Below are 20,607 nucleotides of genomic sequence, written 5' to 3'. Positions count from 1 at the left end.
CCGCTACTCCGCCACTTGCCGCGCGGGCGCCGGGCGCGCAGGCATGGGGGGCCTGCCACCGTCCCGCCGCCGCCCTTTTGGCTTGCGTCCAAACGCCTCCCTGACCCTTTCGAAGGCCAGGTACACGACCGGGGTGGAGTAGAGCGTCAAGACCTGGGAAACCACCAGCCCGCCGACGATGGCGATGCCCAGCGGCTGCCGCAACTCCGCCCCCGTCCCGTCGGCCAACGCCAGGGGCAGGGCGCTCAGCAGGGCCGCCAGGGTCGTCATCATGATGGGCCGGAAGCGTTGAAGGCAGGCCTGATGGATGGCCGCCTGGGCGGACAGCCCGCCACGCTGCGCCTCCAGCGCGAAGTCGATCATCATGATCGCGTTCTTCTTGACGATGCCGATCAGGAGCACGATGCCGATGAGCGAGATCAGGTTCAGGTCGTGACCGGTCATCATCAGTGCCAGCAGGGCGCCCACGCCGGCCGAGGGCAGGGTGGACAGGATGGTCACCGGGTGGATGTAGCTTTCGTACAGGACGCCCAGCACGATGTAGACGGTGACCAGCGCCGCCAGGACCAGGCCGGCCTGACTGCCCAGCGAGCCGCGGAACTCACCCGCCACGCCGGATAGGCTGGTGGTGATGGTGGCGGGCAGCCCAACGACGCCGATGGCCTGGTCCAGCGCCTTCAGCGCCTGGTCCAGGGCGTATCCATCACCGATGTTGAAGGCGATGGTGGTCGCCGGGAACAGGCCCTCATGGATCAAGGCTGGCGGCGCGTCCCCCATCTCCACCGTGGCCAGGGCCGACAGCGGCACCATCTCCCCCGACGCCGACCTGAGGCGCAGAAGCTGGAAGGTGGCGGGACCATCGCGGAACCGGGGATCAACCTCCAGGATCACATGGTATTGGTTTTGCTGGCCATAGACGGTGGCGATCTGCCGCTGGCCGAAGGCGTCGTAAAGCGCGTCGTCGATGGCCTGCAGGCTGACGCCGGCGCGGGCGGCGGCGTCGCGGTTGATGCGCAGCCGGGCTTGCGGGGCGCCACCCAGAGGTTCCCCCGCCACGTCCGCCAGCTCCGGCCGGCGTTCCATGGCCTGGACCAGCCGGGGCGCCCAGGTGGCCAGGTCCGACCGGTCGGCCCCGTGCAGGGTCAGGACATGGCCCGCGCGCGCCGCGCGGTCGTCCACCTGGATGTCCTGGGCCGGTTGCAGGTGCAGCCGCACGTTGCCGACGCCCGCGGTGGCGGCCGCCAGGCGCCGCGCCACGGCATCCGCCGCCGGCCGCTCGCCGCGCGGTTTCAGGCCGATGAAAAGGCGTCCGGCATTGCCGCTGGTGTTCAACGAGCCGCCGCCCGTCACGGCGGCGACGGCCGCCACCGCCGGGTCGCGCCCCAGGATGTCGGCGATCTGGCGCTGCCGGTCGGACAGGGCGGAAAAGGACATGCCCGGCGCGGCGTCCATCACGCCGATGATCAGGCCCGTATCCTGTTGCGGCAGGAAGCCCTTGGGCACCACGCCGTAGAGCAGGCCGGCCCCCGCCAGCATCGCCAGGGTTGCCGCCAGGGTCAGCCGCCGGTGCCGGAACACCCACAGCAGCCCCCGCTCATACCCCCGACCGCGCGGGTGAAGACGCCCTCGCTCCACCGGAACAGGGCGTTGGGACGGCCATCGGCGGCAGGGACATCGGCAGGGCGCCCGTCGGACGGCCCCCCTGTCAACAGCCGGGCGCACATCATCGGTGTCAGCGTCAGCGACACCAGGGCGGAGATGATGATGGCGGCGCTCAGCGTCACCGCGAACTCGCGGAACAGCCGGCCGATGATGCCCCCCATCAACAGCAGGGGAATGAAGACGGCCACCAGGGAGACGGTCAGGGAAACGATGGTGAAGCCGATCTGGCGGGCGCCCTTGAGCGCCGCGTGCAGCGGCGGATGCCCCGCCTCCATATGCCGCACGATGTTCTCGATCATGACGATGGCGTCGTCCACGACGAAGCCGGACGCGATGGTCAGAGCCATCAGGGACAGGTTGTCGATGCTGAAACCCGCGATGGCCATGACACCGAAGGTGGCGATCAGCGAGACGGGCAGGGTGACGCTGGGGATGACCGTCGCCCAGAACTTGCGCAGGAAGATGAAGATCACCATCACCACCAGGGCGATGGTGACCACCAGGGTCGTCTGCACCTCCGCGATCGAGGCGCGGATCGTTTCCGTGCGGTCGGCCACGACGGCGATGCCGATCGATGGTGGCAGGGCGGCCTGCAACTGCGGCATCTGTTTGCGGATGGCCGCGACCGTGTCGATGATGTTGGCGCCCGGCTGCCGGCGGATGTCCAGGATGATGGCCGGCTTGCCGTTGTACCAGCCGGCAAGCGTGTCGTTTTCCACCCCGTCGACGGCCCGGGCCACGTCGCGCACGCGGACGGGCGCCCCGTCGCTGTAGGCGATGATGGTGTCCTGATAGGCGGCGGCGTCGAACAGCTGGTCGTCGGCGTCGATCTGGTATGACTGGCGGGGGCCGTCCAGACTGCCCTTGGGCAGATCGGCGGTCGTCGCCGCGATGGCGGTTCTGACATCCGCCAGCGACAGCCCCAGGCCGCTCAGCGCCGTGGGGTTCACCTGCAGCCGCACCGCGCGCTTCTGGCCCCCCTCCAGGGTCACCAGGCCCACGCCCTTGATCTGCGACAGCTTTTGGGACAGCACCGTGTCGGCGTAATCGCCCACCGTGTTCAGGGGCAGGGCGTCGGAGGTCAGCGCCAGGATCAGGATCGGCGTGTCGGCCGGGTTGACCTTGCTGTAGCTGGGGCGGCTGGGCATCAACGAGAGGGGCAGCAGGCCCGCGGCACCATTGAGCGCCGCCTGCACGTCCTGGGCGGCGGCGTCGATGTCGCGGCCGGGACTGAACTGCAGGGTGATCAGGCTGGTGCCATAGGCGCTGATCGAATTCATGCCCGTAAGGCCGGAAATGGCGCCCAGCGGGCGTTCCAGCGGCGTCGTCACCGATGAGGCCATGACGTCCGGGCCCGCCCCGGGCAACTGCGCCGAAACCTGGATGGTGGGCAGGTCCACCGACGGCAACGCCGCCACCGGCAGCAGGCGATATCCCAGGCACCCCAGCAGCAGGACCCCCACCACCAGCAGGGTGGTCGCGATCGGTCGCCGAATAAAGGGGCCCGAAACGTTCATGCCGGCCCGGCCCCCGTTCCGGAGCGACCGTCGGCCGACCTTGGCGGCTGCGCCGCCACACGGGCTCCGGGCTTCAGGTTGTACTGCCCGTCGGTCACAACCAGTTGGCCGGCGGTCAAGCCCGTGTCGATCAGGGCGCGCCCTTCGTCCGTTCGCACCACGATGACCGGCGCCATGGCGGCCCGGCCTTCGGCGGACACCACCCAGACATAGGCGCCCGCCGGCCCCTGCTGGACGGCGGTGGCCGGGACCGTCAGACCGCCCCGGCGAACCGACACGCGAACGCGGGCGTTGACGAACTGCCCGGGCCACAGCCGATTGTCCTCATTGGGGAAGCTTGCCTTCAGCTTCACGGTGCCGGTGCTTTGGTCGATCTGGTTGTCCACCAGCTCCAGCTTGCCATCCGCCAGCAAGGTCTTGTTGTCCTTGGCATAGGCTTGGACCGGCAGGGCGGCAGGCTGTCCGGAAGGGCCCCCGGAGGAGCCAAGGTTGAACGCCGGCAGGTCGTCGGCGTTCACGGTGAAGATGACCGAGATGGGGTGCAACTGGGTGACCGTGACGATGGGGGCCGTGTCCCCGGCATGGACGATGTTCCCCGGGTCGATCTGGCGAATGCCGGTTCGCCCGGCGATGGGGGATGTGATGGTGGCGTAGTCCAACTGCGCCCGGGCATAGTCGACCTGCGCCTCGTCGGCGGTCACCTGCGCCTGGTACTGCGCCACCTGCGCCTGTTGCGTATCCAGGGTCTTGCGGCTGGCATATTCCTTCATGCCCTGGTACCGCGCCAAATCCGCCTGCGCGTTCATCAGTTGCGACTGGTCCTTGGCCAGGGTGGCCACGGCCTGCTTGAGGTTCGCTTCCAGCGGGCGGCGGTCCAGAATCGCCAGCACCGCGCCCTTCGCCACCTCCTGGCCTTCCCGGAAGCGCAGGTCCATGAGCTGCCCATCGATGCGGCTGCGGATGGCAACGGTATTGTAGGCCTGAACCGACCCGATCCCGCCCAGATACAGCGGAACGTCCTCCGCGCGGACGGGGGCCACCACGACGGGAACGGCGGGCTCGCCGAACGCCTCCGCCGCCCGCGCCCCGGCGGATATCGGGGGCATGGCGATCCCGGGCAACGACAATGTCAACACCAGGGCCGCAGCCCCCGCGGCGTCGATAAGCCGGCGCGGCGGCAACGGCGCGTTGCCCTTTTGGGCATCGCCCTTCCGGCTTCCAGGCCGGCGGTCCGATAACAATCCCCAGCCGTTCAGGGTCTGGATCGCCCGCCCCACGCCGTCCTCGGTCCGCAATTGCCGGCCCAGGGCCTCGGCCCGCCGCCGCATGGCATCCCCCCTGGCGGCGGTGATGGCGCCGCTCAAGGTTTCGGCCGTCAGACGGGCGCGGGGCAGGGCCGGTGGCGCCACCCCCAACTGGTTCAGGCGCCATCCCCAGAAGGGCTGGTCGCCGAAAAAGGGAACGACGACCGACGGAATGCCGGCGCGCAGGGCCGCCGCCGTGGTGCCGGCGCCGCCATGGTGCACGGCCAGGGCCACGCGCGGGAAAAGCCAATCGTGCGGTGCGTGGTCTATGACCAGGACGCGGTCGTCAAGGTCCGGCGGCGGCGCCAGGCCGCCCCACCCCCGGGCGAGGACGGCCCGCTGGCCGCTGAGCGCCAGGGCGCGCATGACGGTGCGGGTGAAGGATTCCGCGTCATGGCTCAACATGCTGCCGAAGCCGAGGTAGATCGGCCGGGGACCGTCCGCCAGGAAGCGTTCCAGGTCGGCGGGCGGAGTCCATGAGTCGGCCTCGTCATGGTGCCAATAACCCGTCACCACCTCCCCCTCGCCCCAGGACTTGGGCTTGGGCACCACATGGGCGCTGAAGCCGTACAGGATGCGGTTGTTGGTGGCGTCGTCGAAGTAGGGCCCGTACCAGGGAAGGGCGCGCAGGCCGAGGCGCTTGCGGACCTCGTTGATGGCCGGCGCCATGACCTGCCATGTGGCGAAGCGCAGCGCGTGATAAAGCGCCAGGTTGACGATGCCGGGCAGGGGCCGGCGGGGGGCGTCAGCATCATGGGCGGCAGGTCGGGCGCCGGTGTCATGGGCAACAGCTGCGCCTGCACGTACGCGGTCCCGGTTGCCTCCGCCACGGCGGTGGCCAGGCGCGTGACGATGCCGCTGGCGATGATCAGATCGCTGTTCCGGGCGGCGGCCAGTCCGGCCTCCACCCAGGGTGCCGCCGCTTCCCTGAAACGGCGGCGGGCCGTTCGGGCCACCACCAGGGGGTTCAGCGCTCGGTTCATCGTGTCCGGTTCGCTGCTCATAAGGTGGCGGAAGTCGGGGGCCAGGGGGGCGAAGTCCAGCCCGGCCCCCGTGATCATGGGCTGGAACGCTTGGCCGGTGGCGACGCGGACGGCATGGCCCGCCTCCGTCAGGCCGCGCCCCAGGGCGATGAAGGGACGGATGTCGCCCTGGGTGCCGACGGTGAAGATGGTCACGCGCACGGGACGACCTCGAATTCCTGCCGCGTCATGCGGTGACCGGAAGGGCCGGGGACGGGGGGCTCCTTCCCGCCGGCGGCCAATTCACGGGTCACGATGCGGGCGATTTCCTCCAACGGCGCCGGGTCCATCATGGCCTGGTGGTGGCAGGCCAGGCGGTGTTCCTGGATGGGGCCGCGCACGTGGGGGGTCCACGCCTCGGTCTCATGCATCAGCAGGCCCTTCAGCGACGGGCCGGTCAGGTGGGTGGCCCTGAAGAACAGCAGGCCGGTGTTCAGTGGTTGGGGCTTGAACTTCCGCGCGATGGTCAGGTTGTTCTGGATGACCCTCAGGACCGATGAGACGATGTCCTTGTTTTCCTGCCTCATCTGTTCGACCAGCGGCATGGATAGCACGTCGTATTCACGACACAGGAAATCGGCGACGGCGGCCATGTCCAAGAGACGATCTTCCCCCGTGCCGGCCACGTCCGTGGGGCTGTATCCCAAGAAGCCCAGCGCCGCGGTGGCCAGTTCCGCTTCGGACGGCTCCTGGCCGGCGTGGTTCTGCACGAAGGGGTAGGCGTCAAGCAGCGACAGCAGCTCGATTTTTTCCCCCGCGCGTTGCAGCTTGTGGGCGATCGCCACCGCCACCAGTCCGCCGAAAGACCAGCCCAGCAGGTGATAGGGACCGTGCGGCTGCACCCGCCGGATGTGCGTCAGGTATTCGTCCGCCATCTCCTCCACCGACCGGGGCAGGGGGGCATCGTCCGCCAATCCCCGAGCCTGCAGGGCGTAGACGGGATGCTCGGGGCCGATGTGGCGCAGCAGTCCGGCATAGGCCCAGCCCAAGCCGACCACGGGGTGGACGCAGAACAGCGGCGCGCCCTGGCCCTGCGTGCGCAAGGGCAGCAGGACGCCCAGCGGATCGCCGGTGGAATTGTGTTCCAGCTGGGCCGCCAGTTCGGCGATGGTCGCCCCCTCGAACAAGGTGCCCAGCGATATCTTGCCGGGGAAGATGTTCTGTATGCGGGTCAGCAGGCGGGTGGCCATCAGGGAGTCCCCGCCCAGATCGAAGAAATTGTCGTGGATTCCCACGCGCTGCACGCCCAATTCCTTGGCCCAAAGAATGGTCAGGGCTTGTTCGGTGGCTGTCCGTGGCTCGGCATAGCTGGACACGGCAGCGCGTTCGGGTGCCGGCAGCGCGCGGCGGTCGACCTTGCCGTTCGCCGTCAGGGGCAGGTCGTCCAGCGTCACGAAAAGCGCCGGGATCATGTAATCGGGCAGCCGCCCGGCCAGATCGCGCCGCAGGACCGCCGCATCCAGGGAGGTCTCCATCGCCGGGACGACATACCCCACCAGCCGCTTCGCGCCCGACGAGGGATCGTCCCAAGCCGCGACCACGGCCCGCGCCACGCCGGGGCAGGCCGCCAGCGCGGCCTCGACTTCCCCCAGTTCGACGCGGAAGCCACGAATTTTGATCTGGTGGTCGGTTCGGCCCAGGAACTCCAGCATGCCGTCTTCACGCCAACGGGCCAGGTCGCCGGTGCGGTAGAAACAGCTTCCCGGCGGGCCGAACGGGTTGGCGACGAAGCGGTCGGCTGTCAGGCCGGGGCGGTTCAGATAGCCGATGGCGACACCGTCGCCGGCGATGTACAGGTCGCCCGCCACCCCGACGGGCGCCGGTTGCAGGGCCGGATCCAGGACATAGACCTGGGTGTTCCAGATGGGCCCGCCGATGGGCGGGGCATCCAGGTCCGCCCAATTCAGCGTCCGCGCGGTGGACCACACCGTGGTTTCGGTGGGGCCGTACAGGTTGGTGACGACGGCCCCGCGATCCATCATGGCCTGGGCCAGGGAGGGGGGAAGGGCCTCGCCACCCACCAGCACGCGCAAACCGGGGAAGATGTCCGACGCCTGTTCCACCAGGCTTTGCCAGAGGGACGGCGTGGCCTGCATGATGGTGGTGCCGGCCATACGCATCGCCTGGGCCAGGGCGGGGGCGTCCCGCACGACGGCGCGGGGGGCGATGTCGATACGCGCGCCCGCCAGCAGGGGCAGGAACAGTTCGAGCGCGGCGATGTCGAAGGACACCGTGGTGACGGCCATCAGGCGATCCCGTGGGGTCAACGGGAACGCCGCCTTCATGGCAGAGAGGAAGTTCACGATGTTCCCCTGGGACACGGCGACGCCCTTGGGCCGTCCGGTCGATCCCGACGTGAAGATGACGTAGGCGGGATCGGAGGCCCGCGACGGGCGCCGCCGTTCCCGCTGCGTCGGGTCCAGGGAGTTGAGCCAGTCCAGGTCCACGCCATCGGGCGGCAGATCCACCATAAGGCGGGGAATGGCGCTGTCCGGCAGGCCGGGCGCGACGTCCGGCGTGGTAAGCAGGGCGGCGGGTTGGGCATCCTCGAACACCAAGGCCAGACGGGCGGCCGGCATGTCCGGATCGATCGGCACATAGGCGGCCCCCGTTTTCAGCACGGCCAGCAAGGCGACCGGCAACAGGGCGCTACGCTGGGTCGCCACCGCCACCAATTGGCCGGGGCCGATGCCATGCTGAATCAGGGCCCGCGCCCAGGCGTTGGCGGCGGCGTTCAGGACGCGGTAGGAAACGACCTCGCCCGCGAAGCCGATGGCCGGGGCGTCGGGCGTCGCGGCGGCCTGGGCCTCGAACCATTCGGTCAGCTTGGCGGATGAGGGGGGCTGGGTTGTCGCGTTCCAGTCGGTCAGGACCTGCCGCCGCTCGTCCGCCGACAGCAGGTCGATGCGGCCGATGCGCAGGGTGGGGTCCTCCATGATGGTATCCACCAGGCGCAGGAAGCGGGCCTGGTGCCGTGCCAGCTCGTCCCGGGTGTACAAGGCGGGGTTGGCGTCGAAATCCACACGCAGCCCGCGGCCGTCGTCGCGGTCGTAGATGAAGATGGTCAGATCCTCGACCGATCCGTTGGACAGGTTGTGCGTGGTGGCGGGATGGCCGCCGAAGCGCAGATCGTAGTCGAACGGCTCGATGTTCACGCTCATCCACGCGATCTGCTGATTATGGCCCACCAGCCCCATGTCCCGCCGCAGATCCTCATACCGGTACTGTTGATGCCGCAGGGTCTGGCGCATCACGCCGGACACCTGCTGGACCAATTCCTCCAGCGTCAGATCCGGGGACATGTCCAGGCGGATGGTCACGGCATTGGCGACCATGCCCGGCGTGCGCCGCAACTGCCCGTTGGGCCGGGCCGTCACCGGCAGCCCGAACACAAGGTCCGCCGCTCCGGTGGAGCGGTAGTAGAACGCGGCGGCCAGGGAGATCAGGATTTGGGGAAGGCTGGCGGACGCGCCCTTGGCGATCTCGTGCAGGCGCGTGCTGGTCAACGGGGACAGGTGCACCGTCTGGCGGAACAGCCCATTGGGGCCCTGCACCCGGCGCTTGGCCAATGAAACGGCGTCGGGCAGGTTGGCCAGCCGCTCGGTCCAGAACGCCCGGTCCTTTTCCAGCCGGTCTGAGGCGCGATAGGCGGCCTCATGGTCCACCAGCCCGACCAAGGGCAGGAAGCCGTGGGGCGCGGGCTCGCGACCTTCCACGTAGGCGCTGTAGATTTCGGCGACGCGGCGCGCCACCATGCCGCCCGTGAACCCGTCCAGCATGATGTGGTGGGCGCGGTGGTACCAGAAGAAGCGGTCATCGGCGGCTTTGAAAAGCGCTGAGACCCAGAGCGGGTCGCGGTCGAAATCGACCGGGCAATTCAGCTCTTCCATCATCCAGCGTTCCGCCGCCAGGCGCGGGTCGGGCTGGTCACTGACGTCGATATAGGGGAAGACGTCGTCAAAGGTGGGGCGGATGATCTGGGCCGGGCCATCCTGGTCCTCGACGATCTTGACGCGGATCGTTTCAGCCTCGGTGGTCAGCTGGCGCAGGGCCTTCAGGAAAAGCGCGGGATTGACCGGGCCGTGGATCTCAATGGCCTCGCCCAGATTGAACACAGTGCCGGCACGGCCCATTTTTTCACCGAACCACAGGCCCCGCTGCGCGGTGGTCAGCGGTATTTTGACCCCTTCGCAGGGGGCTGCCGCCTTATCCTTGGCATCCTTGGCATCCTTGGCGCCCACGCCCCCCTGGTCGGCGGCAAAGGCGCGTATGTCTGCGCTTCCGGGCTCTGCGGTGATACCGACGGGAATGTACGCTGACTGATCTATTTTTAAACTGTCATATATTTCTTTTAAAATTTTCGAATTATTGTCTTTGCCGTGGATGATGCCGTCTGATGACGGAATTTTGCCGTCGGGAGATAGGTGTATGTTCATGTCCAACCCCGTCAAAAAAAGGAAAGGATGAGGCGAGCGCTGAAGACAGCGCTGATTTGTTCCCTTTGATTGCGCACCAGGCGATAGCCGCAGAATGGATAGCGGGCTTGCCGTTCTTGTTATTGGTGATGCTTGATTTTTTCTGTGACCGGCCGGCTTGGTGGGGGCGGTTCGGATTAACCGGATTATTCAGAAAATTTCATAGCCGCAACAAGTGAGAAGTGTTGACGGCGTCAATCAGCCTAATTGATGTAATTTAAATCTATAATGCAATCCGACTGAGGAGTGGCTTGCTGTCCGCGTTGGGTGATATACGAGAAATATGGAACAATATCATATTATTGAGGAATTTTTTTAAATTTCCCTGGCATCCACCCAATCCGCCGCCGCCAGTGGATTCGTAGGCGCCCTTCATGATTGCATTATTATTTAATACACCCCCTATCAAAAGAAGGGTGGGGTTCCCCCTGGCATGTACAGAGGGGGTATGTCCTGGACCTTGCCCCTTCGCGCGCCGCTTGCGGAGAGTCCACTCGTTGACGGCCCGAAACCGATGCCTTTGCCTCAGCGAAGCGCCCGCTCCGCCCGGTCAAGGCCCGGCCGGCCCTGGATGAACTGGCAGTCTTCCTCGATGTCGCGCTCCTGCGCATCCCCGGCAAAGGCGATCTGGCTGCGGCCATCCGCTACGCCCGCTCGCTGTGGGCGGCGCGCTGACGCGCTATGCGGACGGTGGCCGGCTGGAACTCTCCAACAACGCTGCGGAGCGGACTGTTAGACCCTTGGTCGTCGGAAGACGCCAATCACTCGCATCACCGACCTGCTGCCCTGGTATATTGACCAAGCATCCTGACCCAAGCTCGGGGATCGCCCCCCCTTTACAACGCGGCCATCAGGCGGCGCTTATTTTACAGCGATGCCTTGGATCGAACATTCAGCATACCTAGGTATGCCAAAGATCTAGACGCGATTTGATCCAAAAAATACTCATTGACTATAAATTTATCCCGCGCAAACTTTGTCGGGATAGCATGTGCAACCACATATATGGCAATCACCTCTATCGCGGGGGGCACCATGAAGTTTGGACGAGGCCGTGCTGCAAGAGATTTCACAGAACGGCTTCGCCTGTACGAAAAGGCTAGGTCTAAATCAACTTGGCGGCCGGATGTTGATATAGACTGGGAAAAACCAAGTATCCTAAAGGGCAATAAAAGAGAGCTTGCGCATAAAATAGCTTGTACTGGAACCTACACGGAAGAGATAGGTCTATTTGTTTGCGCGAGACTTTTGCAGGAAATTGATGACTTGCCGGCACGTTATGCGTTGGCATTGCAAATATCGGATGAGGCGAAGCATAGCGAAGTTTTTACACGTTACATACATGTCAATTTCGGTGAGGAGCCGCCCCCTCCGACGGAGAGTATCAAAAAAATCTCCGATGATTTGAGTTCCATCCGTACTCCAGAGGCGCTTTTTTTTGTCCATACCGCTCTGGAGGGGTTCGCCAGCGATCAGTTTTCCTTCTTAATGCGCGCTTTTCGTGGCGATACTCTTCATGACATATATAAATATGTTTTAAAAGATGAGGTAAGGCACATTAATTTAGGTATTGAATACCTTGTATTTGCTTTGCATCAAGGACTGTCGGAGCAAGCTCTCAATGAAATTCAATGGTGCGAAGCAAATATCCGCATGATCGGTTTCGTCAATTCTGAATTGATGACCTGGTTATCGGAGATTTCGGGAGCGCCTGCCGCCGACATCGCCCACGTGTTTGAGAAAAATCATCAAGCACGCCTCCAACGCATTTGGAAAGGAGTTCGACAATGAAGAAGCGTGAAATTTCCCCGGGTTGCAAAGTCGGCCTGATGTACATTAAGCCGCCGTCCCAGCCCGAGGCGCCGGAAAAGGTCAGTAAGTAGAAATTGATCAAAATCGCCCAGAAGAAGGGCAAATTGTGAAGTAATAACCTGACCCAGGGCATCACATAAACAATTCGTGACACGATGGAGTGTGTTTGATGTCCAAAGAGAAGCGAATTCTGTTTGTGGTGATGCCCTGGCATTCCCTGCACCTTCCTTCTCTGGCATCGGGTCTGTTAATTGAGCTGACGCGGAACGGCGCACCGGCATGGCGGGCAGAGGCGCTGTATGCCAACATCCTTTGGGCGGAATACCTGGAAACGGCGACCGGGGGCCGTATACCGCCGGACAAGTACACGCTTCTCGGCGAGGACTTTTTTTTCCAGGCGACGGGGGAATGGATATTCTCCTCCGCCCTCTACGGCGTATCCCAGTATCAGGTCGACCGATATCGGGACGCGTTCCAGGGGGACGCCGCCAGTTTCGAATTGGCTTTGGAGGCCCAAAGCCACGCCCCGGGCTTCATCGACCAAATGGCGCAGCGGATCGCCCAAATGGACGTGGACGTCATTGGCCTGTCCAGCGTGTTCCAGCAGAACATCCCGTGCCTCGCGCTTGCCCGGCGCCTGAAGGAAATTCGACCCGCGCTCATCACCATCATGGGCGGCGCGAATTGCGACGGGGTGCAGGGGCCGGCCCTTCACCGGAACTTCCCCTGCCTGGATTTCGTGATCTCAGGAGAGGCCGATTACTCCTACTTGCAATTCCTGCGGCATGTCGATGGGGAGATCCCGGCCGAAGACGTCGCGGGCCTGAGCTGGCGGCGGGGCGATGGGCACACGGCAAGCAACCCACCCGGCCCCCTGCCTCAAGGAGAGGACTTCGTCGTGCCGATGCACGACCATTATTTCGATCAAATACAGGCCTCGCCCATGAACCGGCACATCGAGCCGAACATCGTGGCCGAATCCGCCCGCGGATGCTGGTGGGGACAGAAACACCATTGCACCTTCTGCGGTCTTAACGGAATGGGCATGTCTTTCAGAAGCAAACCCGCCGACCAATTCATGGCGGAGATAGAATACCTCGTCCGGCGCCACCGGTCCCTTGATGTCGTTCTGGCCGATAATATTCTTGAGATGTCCTACCTCAAGACGTTCATACCGGAAATGAGCGCTAAGAACTGGGATGTGCGCCTGCATTACGAAATAAAAGGAAACTTGAACCGCGCCCAGTTGACGGCGCTGAGGGATGCCGGTGTCTGGCACATCCAGCCCGGCATCGAAAGCCTGTCGACCAACGTGCTGCGTCTGATGCGCAAAGGCATCACCGGTCCCCAGAATGTGCGGCTTCTGCGCGAGTGCGAGGAACTGAACCTCACCACGACCTGGAACATCCTGGCCGGCTTTCCCGGTGAAACGGACCAGGATTACCGGGCGGTGCAACACCAGATTCCCGCTTTGGCCCATCTGCAGCCGCCATCGGGCGCCACGCGGTTGGCCCTTGAGCGTTTCAGCCCCTTCTTCGACGATCTGTCTCTTGGCTTCGTTGAAAGGCGCCCGGCCCTTCCCTATGCGATCGCGTACGGGCTGCCGGAAGCGGAGTTGATGGACATCGTCTACATCTTCGACGACGGGAAATATGGCGTGGCAGACGACGTGATCGACGACATGCAAGCGGCCGTCGTGTCTTGGAAAGATGCTTATCTGCGGGGCAGCACGTTGACTTGGTCCGAGAGCCGGGACGGCATCCTCATCGAAGATCGTCGGCATGGCTGGCCCCCCCGCGACCATATGCTGGCCAGCCGGCTTGAACGGAACCTTCACGCCTTGCTGGACCGTCCCATGAAACGGCAGGACCTTGCCCAAAGGGCGGCCGCCATGGGGGAGGGGCGCGGGGTGGTGGATGCGCTGGTCGGCGACTGGTTGGACAAGGGGCTGGTCTTCGAAGACGCTGGTGTCGTCATCGCCCTGGCGACGCGGCCAATTCCGTTCCGCCTTCGATTGGCGGCTTGAGGGGACGACACCGATGCTTGCTCCCGTCGACGGCTTTTTCCCCGATGATGGGGCACCCTCCCTCTCCGCCAGGGAGCTCCACCTGCGGCTGCTGGACGATCCGCCGCCCTCCCTGCGGGAGATCGAAGCGTTCTGCCAGAGCGGCTTGTCCTTCGCTAAATTGACCGGCCCTTCGTTGCCAGAGCCGGCCGATGCCGCAGAAAGCCAAAGGACTCTCCGCTGGATCGAATGCCTGCGGGATTTCACCGCCTGCGGCGTGGTGGTCGATTGGCCGGCGGCCGCGGAACTGGCCGGCCGGGTGGCGCAGTTATGCCATATCGTGCCGCCCCGGAAAGAGGCCGGGGCCTTCGACCGCTGGCATGTGCTGCATCGGTTCGGCACCTGCTACAGCCGTTTCGGACCGAACTTCATCCTCATCAAGGACCGCCGCGATCCCGAAAATGGCGCGGAGTTCCTGCTTGAGGGGACCGCGCACGAAAGTGCGTTCCGCAAATGTCAATCGGTTGCCCCCCTGGATGGCTTCGACGCCGCCGAACAGGACGCCCTGACGGAACTGGTGGAGGAAAAACTCGTCCTTGTCCTGCATGGCTCCGCGTTGGCTTTGCCCTTCCGAATGCGGCATTGGCCTGTGCCGTTCACCGCCATTTGAGGGGCAGCGATGTTCCGGTCCTGGTCCCCCCCTTCCGCGCGCGCGCCGGACATGCTGCCCGTGTCCACCTTTCGTCGCTTCTTGATCGGTGACTTCGCCGGCAGCTTCGGGGCGCAATTGTCGCTCATAGCGGTGCCGACCTATGCCATCGAAGTCATGGGCATGTCCGTCGGCGGGGTAAGCCTGATCTATCTCAGCCAGTGGTTGCCCCCTTTCCTGTTCGGGCTTGCCGCTGGTCATTTCGCCGATCGGCAAGGGGCCACGCGGTTGATGGTCGCGGCCGATCTGGCGGCGGCGGCGGTTGCGGCCGTCCTGGTCGTCGGCATGCTGCGGCGCGGCCTGACGACTGCGGCGCTTTATCCCCTGCTGATCACCGCGGCCACCGCCGGATGTTTCTATGCGGTTGCCGCCGCCACCATCATACCGGACGTGCTGCCGCCCCCCAGGCGGCATCAGGCGAATGCGCGATTGGCGGTGTCGCGCGCCGCGGCGGAAGCCACCGGGCAACTCGTCTGCAGCCGGCTGATCGGCCTGGCCGCCGGTGCCGGGGCCGTGGCCGCCGACGGCGTCCTCCGGCTGGTGCGCGCCGCCGTGATCCTACGTCTGAGTCCCGGCGGCCTCAAGGCCGAGGCGCCCCCCCAGGGGACAGGCCAGCGGGACACGCCAGGGGTCTTCCTCCTTCTGTTGCGGGAGCGGCCTATCCTCCTCCAATTCCTGGCCGCCCAAGGCATATCCAGTTTCGCCGGCGCGTTCATCGTGGCGTTCTTCCTCGTTTACGCCTACCGGGTCCTGATGGTCAGCCCCGCCCAGATCAGCCTGATGCTCGCCTGCGGCCACATCGCCTCGACCTTGGGGGCGATGCTCTCCCCGCGGCTGACACGGGCCCATGGGCTATGGGCGATGACCCGGCTTTTCCTTTGCGTATCCGTTGCGGCCACCTGGCTGCTGGTGGTCGCGCGGTTCGGCCCTCCCGTCCCGCTGCTGCTTGGTTATGAGGCCCTGTTCAGCTTCTCCTTCGCGGTTTTCAGCGTGGGCTTGACCACGATGCGGCAGAACATCACCCCCGCGACCCTTCAGGGGCGCGCCGCATCCATGGTCTCCGTGTTCGGATATTTCGCCATGATATCCGGCAGCGTCATGGCCAGCCTGACGACGCTTTCCCCGGAGCGGGGCGTCGTCGTCGGCTGTGTGCTGTCGACTTTATCGGTGCTAACCGTGTGGGCTGGCGCCACTGGTCGCAAGGAAGGCGAAGCCGTGATGGCGGCCGAGCTTTCCCAGTCGGATTGAGACGGGCGGCGACGCCCTTGGACGTGTAACGGCGGAACCTGCGCGGCATCCCCGGCCGAACTGAAGGAGACGATATGCTGCAGCATTATTTGAAAACCGGCATCCGCGCACTTCTCGCGGACGGTTTTTTGCCGGCGTCAACCTCCTGGGCCTTTCCGTCGGCATGGCGTCCGTCTGCTTCCTGCTGCTGCACGTCGCGCATGAGCTGAGCTACGACCGTTGGCTGCCTGGCCATGAAACCCTGTTCCAGTTGGATACGACGGAGACGACGCCTGGCCGCGAGGCGGTGGAGATAGCGCGGGCCCCGGGCCCGATGCGGCAGGCGATGGCTGCGGCCTTTCCCGAGGTGGGGGGATATCGCGCGCCTTCCCGGTGCCGGGAACCGTTCTGCGCGATGGCACGCCCTTCACTCAAAAGGTGTTGGTGGCGGATGCCAACTTCCTGAGCCTGACCCGCCTTCCCCTCGTGTCCGGCACCGCCGCGGATGCGCTGGATGGAACGGGTTCCATCGCGCTCAGCGTCCGCATGGCGGAGAAGTACTTCGGCCGGCGTGACGTAGTTGGCCAACGCATCACGGTGCGCCTGCAGGAAGCCCGGGACTTCATCGTCCAGGCCGTGTTCGAGACGCTGCCGGAAACCAGTCATATGGACGTTGACGTCATTGTGCCGTTCGACGCCTATTTCGCTTCGGGGCCCGATGAGATTCGCGCCATACCGGACGATTGGGGGGATCCTATTTCTTCACCTATGTCCGCTTGAAGCCGGGGGCCGACGCCGCGTCCATCGAGGAGCGCCTGCCGGATTTCGTTGATCGCACGCTGCCGTCGTCGCTGACCCGGCTTCTGAAGGGGGCCCCACATGACTTTTACCGCTTCCGCTTGATCCCGGTGACGGACGTGCATTTCGATGGTGGCGAGATCGGTGCGATGAAGCCGCCGGAAAGCCGCGCCACGCTGCTGGCGCTTACGGTGGTGGCGCTGCTGATCCTGGCGATCGCCGCCATCAACTTCGCGAACCTGGCCATGGCCCGGTCCATGGTCCGGACACGCGAGGTGGCGTTGCGCAAGGTCCTGGGCGCGTCCGCCGTCCAGGTCATGGCCCAGTTCCTGGTTGAGGCCATGTTGCTGACCGTGATCGGCTGTTTCGTCGGTCTGGTGGCCATCGAGTTGGCCCGGCCGACTTTGACGGCCCGCCTGGGACTGGAGTCCGCCGCCCTGCGTCTGACCGATTGGCGCCTGTGGGCTGGGGTTGGCCTGCTGGTGCCCTTCACCGCGCTGGTGTCGGGGGGGTACCCGGCGGCGGCGGTCTCCCGGACCAAGCCGGCCCAGGCCTTGAATCGTGAGGCCGGGCGGCGGCGCACGAATTCGGTCCGCAGCCTCCTGGTGATCGGCCAGTTCGCCGTGTCCATCGCCCTCATCGCCATCACGGCGACCGTTTCCATGCAGCTTCATTTCGCGCGCAACGTGGATTTAGGCTTTAGACCCGACAACCTCGTCATCCTGCGGGTTCCCGACGATGCCAACCGGTCCCATGTGGGCCTGGCGTTGAAGGAGGCCATGGCCCGCATCCCGGGTGTGGCCGACGCCAGCCTGTCCTCGGCCGTTCCCTTCGACCCCGCCGAGGACAATATATCGATCGCGTTGCCGGGGGCGGCCAAGCCAGTGGCGGTCGGTTACCACGTCGTGGATGCCGATTTCTTCGCCACCTATGGCGTCGCCCCCTCGGCCGGGCGGGTGACGGCGACCTTGACGGCGGACCAGGCCGAGGCGGCACTCCCCGTTCAGCCGGCCGTCATCAACATGGCCGCCGTCACGCGCCTGGGCTTTTCCTCGCCGGTGAGCGCGGTGGGACAGACCATTCGGACCCGCGGGGACCAAGGCCTTCCTTATCGTCGGCGTCGTTCCAAATATTCGGTATCGGCCGATCCATCAGCCCATTCGCGACGAATTGTACGCCTTGAGCATGACACCTGGCGCCGCCTTGACGGTCCGGCTGGACGCGCGCGCCTCCAAATCGGTCCTTGAGGCGATAGACGAGAGCTGGAGGGTCCGCATCTCGGATTCCCCGCCCAATCGCGAGTTCCTGGCTGATACGCTGGCCACGCTCTACAACCGTGAGGAGCGCGAAGCCGCGGCCCTTGGGATCTTCGCCGGCGTCGCCATCGTCCTGTCGTGCCTGGGCCTGGTGTCCATGGCGGCCTTCTCGGCCCAGCGGCAACGCAAGGAAATCGCCATCCGCAAAGTCCTGGGGGCGCGGAACCGCGACATCCTTGGCCTGCTGGCCTGGCAGTTTTCCAAGCCGGTGCTGCTGTCCAATCTGGCGGCTTGGCCGGTCGCCTGGGTTTTGGCCCGCCATTGGCTGGATGGTTTCGCTTATCGCATCGACATCCCCGTTCTCGCCTTCATTGGCGCCAGCCTGGCCGCGCTGGCGGTGGCCGCCGCCGCCATCGGCCTGCAGACGCTCAAGGTGGCGCGCTCCCGGCCCATCCTCATGCTGCGCCACGACTGAGGCGGACATGCCTGCCTTCGACGGCCTGCGAACCTACTTACGAACCATATGCGCCAGTGGGCATGTGCCGGGAGCCGTGTTCCGACTGTCTCGCGATGGCGAGCCGTTGTTCTTCGAAGCCCATGGGTTCAGCAATGTGGACACCGGCCGGGCGATGCGGACCGACGCCCTGTTCCGCGTCAAGTCGATGACCAAGCTGGTGACCACGCTCGCCGTGCTGCGGACGGTGGAGGCCGGCCGGTTGGGACTGCTGGAGCCGTTGGCCCGCTATCTTCCCGCCTTCGCCAACCCGCGCGTGCTGCGTGACGACGGGCAAGAGGTTCATTATTCCACGGCGGGCAGACCCATCACGATCTACGATCTGATGACCCACACCTCCGGGATGACCTATGGCCAGGGGCATCCGATCGTGACACGGCACTATAAGGACGCGGGGCTTTATTTCGACATCGACTTCAAGACCCCGTTGACGGCGCAGGAGCTGGCGGCGCGCTTGGCGACCCTGCCACTGGCGTTCGAACCTGGGACCCGGTGGGCATACAGCTGGGGAAGCGATGTCCTGGGGGCCGTGCTCGAGATCATCCATGATGCGCCACTGGATACGGTTTTCGCCGATACCGTGCTGGGACCCCTGGGTCTGGAAAGCACCAGCTTCCGTCCCGGCGCCAGGGCTCAGGACCGTCTGGTGCAGATTCCCCGGCATCACAAGATTTTGACGCATGAGGGCGACAGCGGCGAGCAGGAGGACTTCCTGTCAGGAGGCGAGGGACTGACGTCGACGGCGGAGGACTGGGGGCGCCTGGTCGACCATGTGCTCTCGCTGCGGCGAAACCCTGGAATAATTTCCCGACACACCGCGGGCTACATGCTGAGCGACCATATCGGCCGTCTGAGGATGGAGCCGGGCTTTCCCTTGCAGCCCGCCTACAGCTATGCCATGGGGGTTTACACGCGCGTCCAGCCTGGGCTCTCGACGGCCCCTGCGGCGGTGGGGGAGTTCGGTTGGTGGGGCAGCTGGGGGACGGCGTTCTGGGGCGATCCGGCGAACCGGATCGCCGGTGTTCTGATGATGCAGCGGCCGGATGAGAGCCGTGAAATTATTGAATCGGTAAAATTCCTGTCCTATTCCGCCTTGGACTATTAAGGGTGGCGCCGTTCTCCTATTTTCAAAAGGAAAAATACTTGAACCGGGGGTGTTCATGAGCCATGACATTGTCGACAGTGTGAAGCGCTCGCGAATTTTATTGGGGAATGAATTGCCCGGCGCTCGCTCCCTGTCGCCGGACCTTTATACCAACCCCGCTGTCTTTGACCTTGAGCTGGAACGGGTTTTCCGTAACCAGTGGCTTTGTATCGGCAGGCAAAGCCAGTTGGCCCAGGTGGGGGACCACTTTTGCGTCGAACTGCTGGGGCAGCGGCTGATCGCCATCCGCGCGCGCCATGACGCCATCCGCGTGCTGTCCCCCGTCTGCAGTCACCGCGGTTCCCTCATAACCTGCGAAACCGGTACCGTGACGCGCCTGCAATGTCCCTACCACAAATGGGTCTACGATCTTGAGGGCCGGCTGATCGCCACCCCGCTGATGGCAATTCAGGGAGAATTGGCGCGCGATCTGGATCTCCAGAGTTTCGCCTGCGAAATCTGGCACGGCTGGATCATGGTGAACCTGGATGGCAGGGCGCCGCCGTTGGCCGAAACGACGGCCGAAATCTCCGGCCAAATCAATCCCTGGAATATCGGGGCCATGGTGCCCCTGTGCGACCCCATAGTCTTCGAGGGGAACTACAATTGGAAGATCGTCTGCGACAACCAGGGGGAAAGTTATCATCTGATCGGGCCCCACGCGCAGTCCGTCGCCCCCTATGTCAGGCCGCAGGATTCCGCCTTCTATTCCGATCTGAAGACCTATGTGAAATCGGAATTCCCTTCCGCCAGCGGTGCCATTCAACCCGTGTTCGGTGAGCGGCCGGCCTGGGTGCCGGCGGGTTTCAACGGAAGCTGGTCCTATAACTTATTTCCCAACCACATCTTCGTGGTCACGGACGACTTCGTCGTCTGGCAGCACCAGTTGATCCACGGCTACGACCGCTGCACAAACGTCATGTGGGTTCTGGGGCATCCCGCTGTGAAGGAACTTCCCAATTTTGCAGCCCAGGTCCTGGGCGTGCGGAACGGCGTGCTCCGGGTGGAGGGGGAAGACCAGGAAAGTTTCGAAACGGTTTGGGCCGGACTGAGGGCAGGGGGAGCCCGACCGGGCCCTTTCGCCTCCTCTGAACGCGGCAGTTGGCTGTGGCAGCGATGGCTGGTCGATGCGCTCGCCGGTCATACGGTGGAAAAAATCTGA

Annotated in this window: 14 protein-coding genes and 1 pseudogene; 10 read left to right on the top strand and 5 right to left on the bottom strand. The window is 64.9% G+C overall.

Going from position 1 to position 20,607, the window contains the following annotated elements:
* Nucleotides 1-3 precede the first annotated feature (3 nt).
* The 5 genes from UAA55_RS00935 to UAA55_RS00915 are packed head-to-tail and all read right to left on the bottom strand — an operon-like array spanning nt 4 to nt 9,746.
* Nucleotides 4-1,578, bottom strand: coding sequence for an efflux RND transporter permease subunit (locus UAA55_RS00935; RefSeq protein ID WP_322950790.1), 1,575 nt, complete (start codon nt 1,576-1,578; stop codon nt 4-6).
* On the bottom strand, nt 1,557-3,179 hold the full coding sequence (locus UAA55_RS00930; protein ID WP_322950789.1) for an efflux RND transporter permease subunit: 1,623 nt from the start codon (nt 3,177-3,179) through the stop codon (nt 1,557-1,559). The genes UAA55_RS00935 and UAA55_RS00930 overlap by 22 nt, the downstream gene beginning before the upstream one ends.
* Entirely contained in the window at nt 3,176-4,996 is a 1,821-nt protein-coding gene (locus tag UAA55_RS00925; RefSeq protein ID WP_322951909.1) for an efflux RND transporter periplasmic adaptor subunit, read from the bottom strand. The genes UAA55_RS00930 and UAA55_RS00925 overlap by 4 nt, the downstream gene beginning before the upstream one ends.
* Entirely contained in the window at nt 4,993-5,667 is a 675-nt protein-coding gene (locus tag UAA55_RS00920; RefSeq protein WP_322950788.1) for a glycosyltransferase, read from the bottom strand. The genes UAA55_RS00925 and UAA55_RS00920 overlap by 4 nt, the downstream gene beginning before the upstream one ends.
* The gene (locus tag UAA55_RS00915) at nt 5,658-9,746 is read right to left on the bottom strand and encodes an amino acid adenylation domain-containing protein (protein WP_322950787.1); all 4,089 of its coding nucleotides are present in this window, start codon (nt 9,744-9,746) and stop codon (nt 5,658-5,660) included. The genes UAA55_RS00920 and UAA55_RS00915 overlap by 10 nt, the downstream gene beginning before the upstream one ends.
* 783 nt (nt 9,747-10,529) lie before the next feature.
* Between UAA55_RS00915 and UAA55_RS00910 the strand changes: the two are divergent.
* The 10 genes and pseudogenes from UAA55_RS00910 to UAA55_RS00865 form a co-directional block, all read left to right on the top strand.
* Nucleotides 10,530-10,738 (top strand): annotated as a pseudogene (locus tag UAA55_RS00910) (IS66 family transposase); the annotation flags it as partial.
* 277 nt (nt 10,739-11,015) lie between these two features.
* Complete coding sequence (locus UAA55_RS00905) at nt 11,016-11,771, top strand: ferritin family protein (RefSeq protein WP_322950786.1); 756 nt, start codon at nt 11,016-11,018, stop codon at nt 11,769-11,771.
* A 190-nt stretch (nt 11,772-11,961) separates the two neighbouring features.
* Nucleotides 11,962-13,818, top strand: coding sequence for a RiPP maturation radical SAM C-methyltransferase (locus UAA55_RS00900; protein ID WP_322950785.1), 1,857 nt, complete (start codon nt 11,962-11,964; stop codon nt 13,816-13,818).
* 13 nt (nt 13,819-13,831) lie between these two features.
* A complete protein-coding gene (locus UAA55_RS00895; RefSeq protein ID WP_322950784.1) occupies nt 13,832-14,467 on the top strand; it encodes a DUF5825 family protein in 636 nt (211 codons plus the stop codon).
* A gap of 60 nt (nt 14,468-14,527) precedes the next feature.
* On the top strand, nt 14,528-15,754 hold the full coding sequence (locus tag UAA55_RS00890; protein ID WP_322950783.1) for an MFS transporter: 1,227 nt from the start codon (nt 14,528-14,530) through the stop codon (nt 15,752-15,754).
* Between the two features lie 372 nt (nt 15,755-16,126).
* Nucleotides 16,127-16,513, top strand: coding sequence for an ABC transporter permease (locus UAA55_RS00885; RefSeq protein WP_322950782.1), 387 nt, complete (start codon nt 16,127-16,129; stop codon nt 16,511-16,513).
* The gene (locus UAA55_RS00880) at nt 16,477-17,778 is read left to right on the top strand and encodes an FtsX-like permease family protein (RefSeq protein WP_322950781.1); all 1,302 of its coding nucleotides are present in this window, start codon (nt 16,477-16,479) and stop codon (nt 17,776-17,778) included. Before UAA55_RS00885 ends, UAA55_RS00880 begins: the two co-directional genes overlap by 37 nt.
* A complete protein-coding gene (locus UAA55_RS00875; protein ID WP_322951908.1) occupies nt 17,717-18,262 on the top strand; it encodes an ABC transporter permease in 546 nt (181 codons plus the stop codon). Before UAA55_RS00880 ends, UAA55_RS00875 begins: the two co-directional genes overlap by 62 nt.
* 7 nt (nt 18,263-18,269) lie before the next feature.
* Entirely contained in the window at nt 18,270-19,406 is a 1,137-nt protein-coding gene (locus UAA55_RS00870) for a serine hydrolase domain-containing protein (RefSeq protein ID WP_322950780.1), read from the top strand.
* Nucleotides 19,407-19,461: 55 nt separating this feature from the next.
* Nucleotides 19,462-20,607 carry an aromatic ring-hydroxylating oxygenase subunit alpha gene (locus UAA55_RS00865; protein WP_322950779.1) on the top strand — a complete coding sequence of 382 codons (1,146 nt, stop codon included), beginning with the start codon at nt 19,462-19,464 and terminating at the stop codon, nt 20,605-20,607.

The sequence above is a fragment of the Nitrospirillum guanabarense genome, assembly GCF_034653355.1.
Classification (GTDB): Bacteria; Pseudomonadota; Alphaproteobacteria; order Azospirillales; family Azospirillaceae; genus Nitrospirillum.
Note: the sequence above shows the minus strand (reverse complement) of the source record. Positions and strands in the feature narration are given on the sequence as shown.

Excerpts from the sequence above, each read along its gene's own strand:
- UAA55_RS00895 (WP_322950784.1), top strand. The coding sequence starts at position 13,832 with ATGCTTGCTCCCGTCGACGGCTTTTTCCCCGATGATGGGGCACCCTCC.
- UAA55_RS00870 (WP_322950780.1), top strand. The coding sequence starts at position 18,270 with ATGCCTGCCTTCGACGGCCTGCGAACCTACTTACGAACCATATGCGCC.
- UAA55_RS00900 (WP_322950785.1), top strand. The coding sequence starts at position 11,962 with ATGTCCAAAGAGAAGCGAATTCTGTTTGTGGTGATGCCCTGGCATTCC.
- UAA55_RS00875 (WP_322951908.1), top strand. The coding sequence starts at position 17,717 with ATGACACCTGGCGCCGCCTTGACGGTCCGGCTGGACGCGCGCGCCTCC.
- UAA55_RS00865 (WP_322950779.1), top strand. The coding sequence starts at position 19,462 with ATGAGCCATGACATTGTCGACAGTGTGAAGCGCTCGCGAATTTTATTG.
- UAA55_RS00905 (WP_322950786.1), top strand. The coding sequence starts at position 11,016 with ATGAAGTTTGGACGAGGCCGTGCTGCAAGAGATTTCACAGAACGGCTT.
- UAA55_RS00930 (WP_322950789.1), bottom strand. The coding sequence starts at position 3,179 with ATGAACGTTTCGGGCCCCTTTATTCGGCGACCGATCGCGACCACCCTG.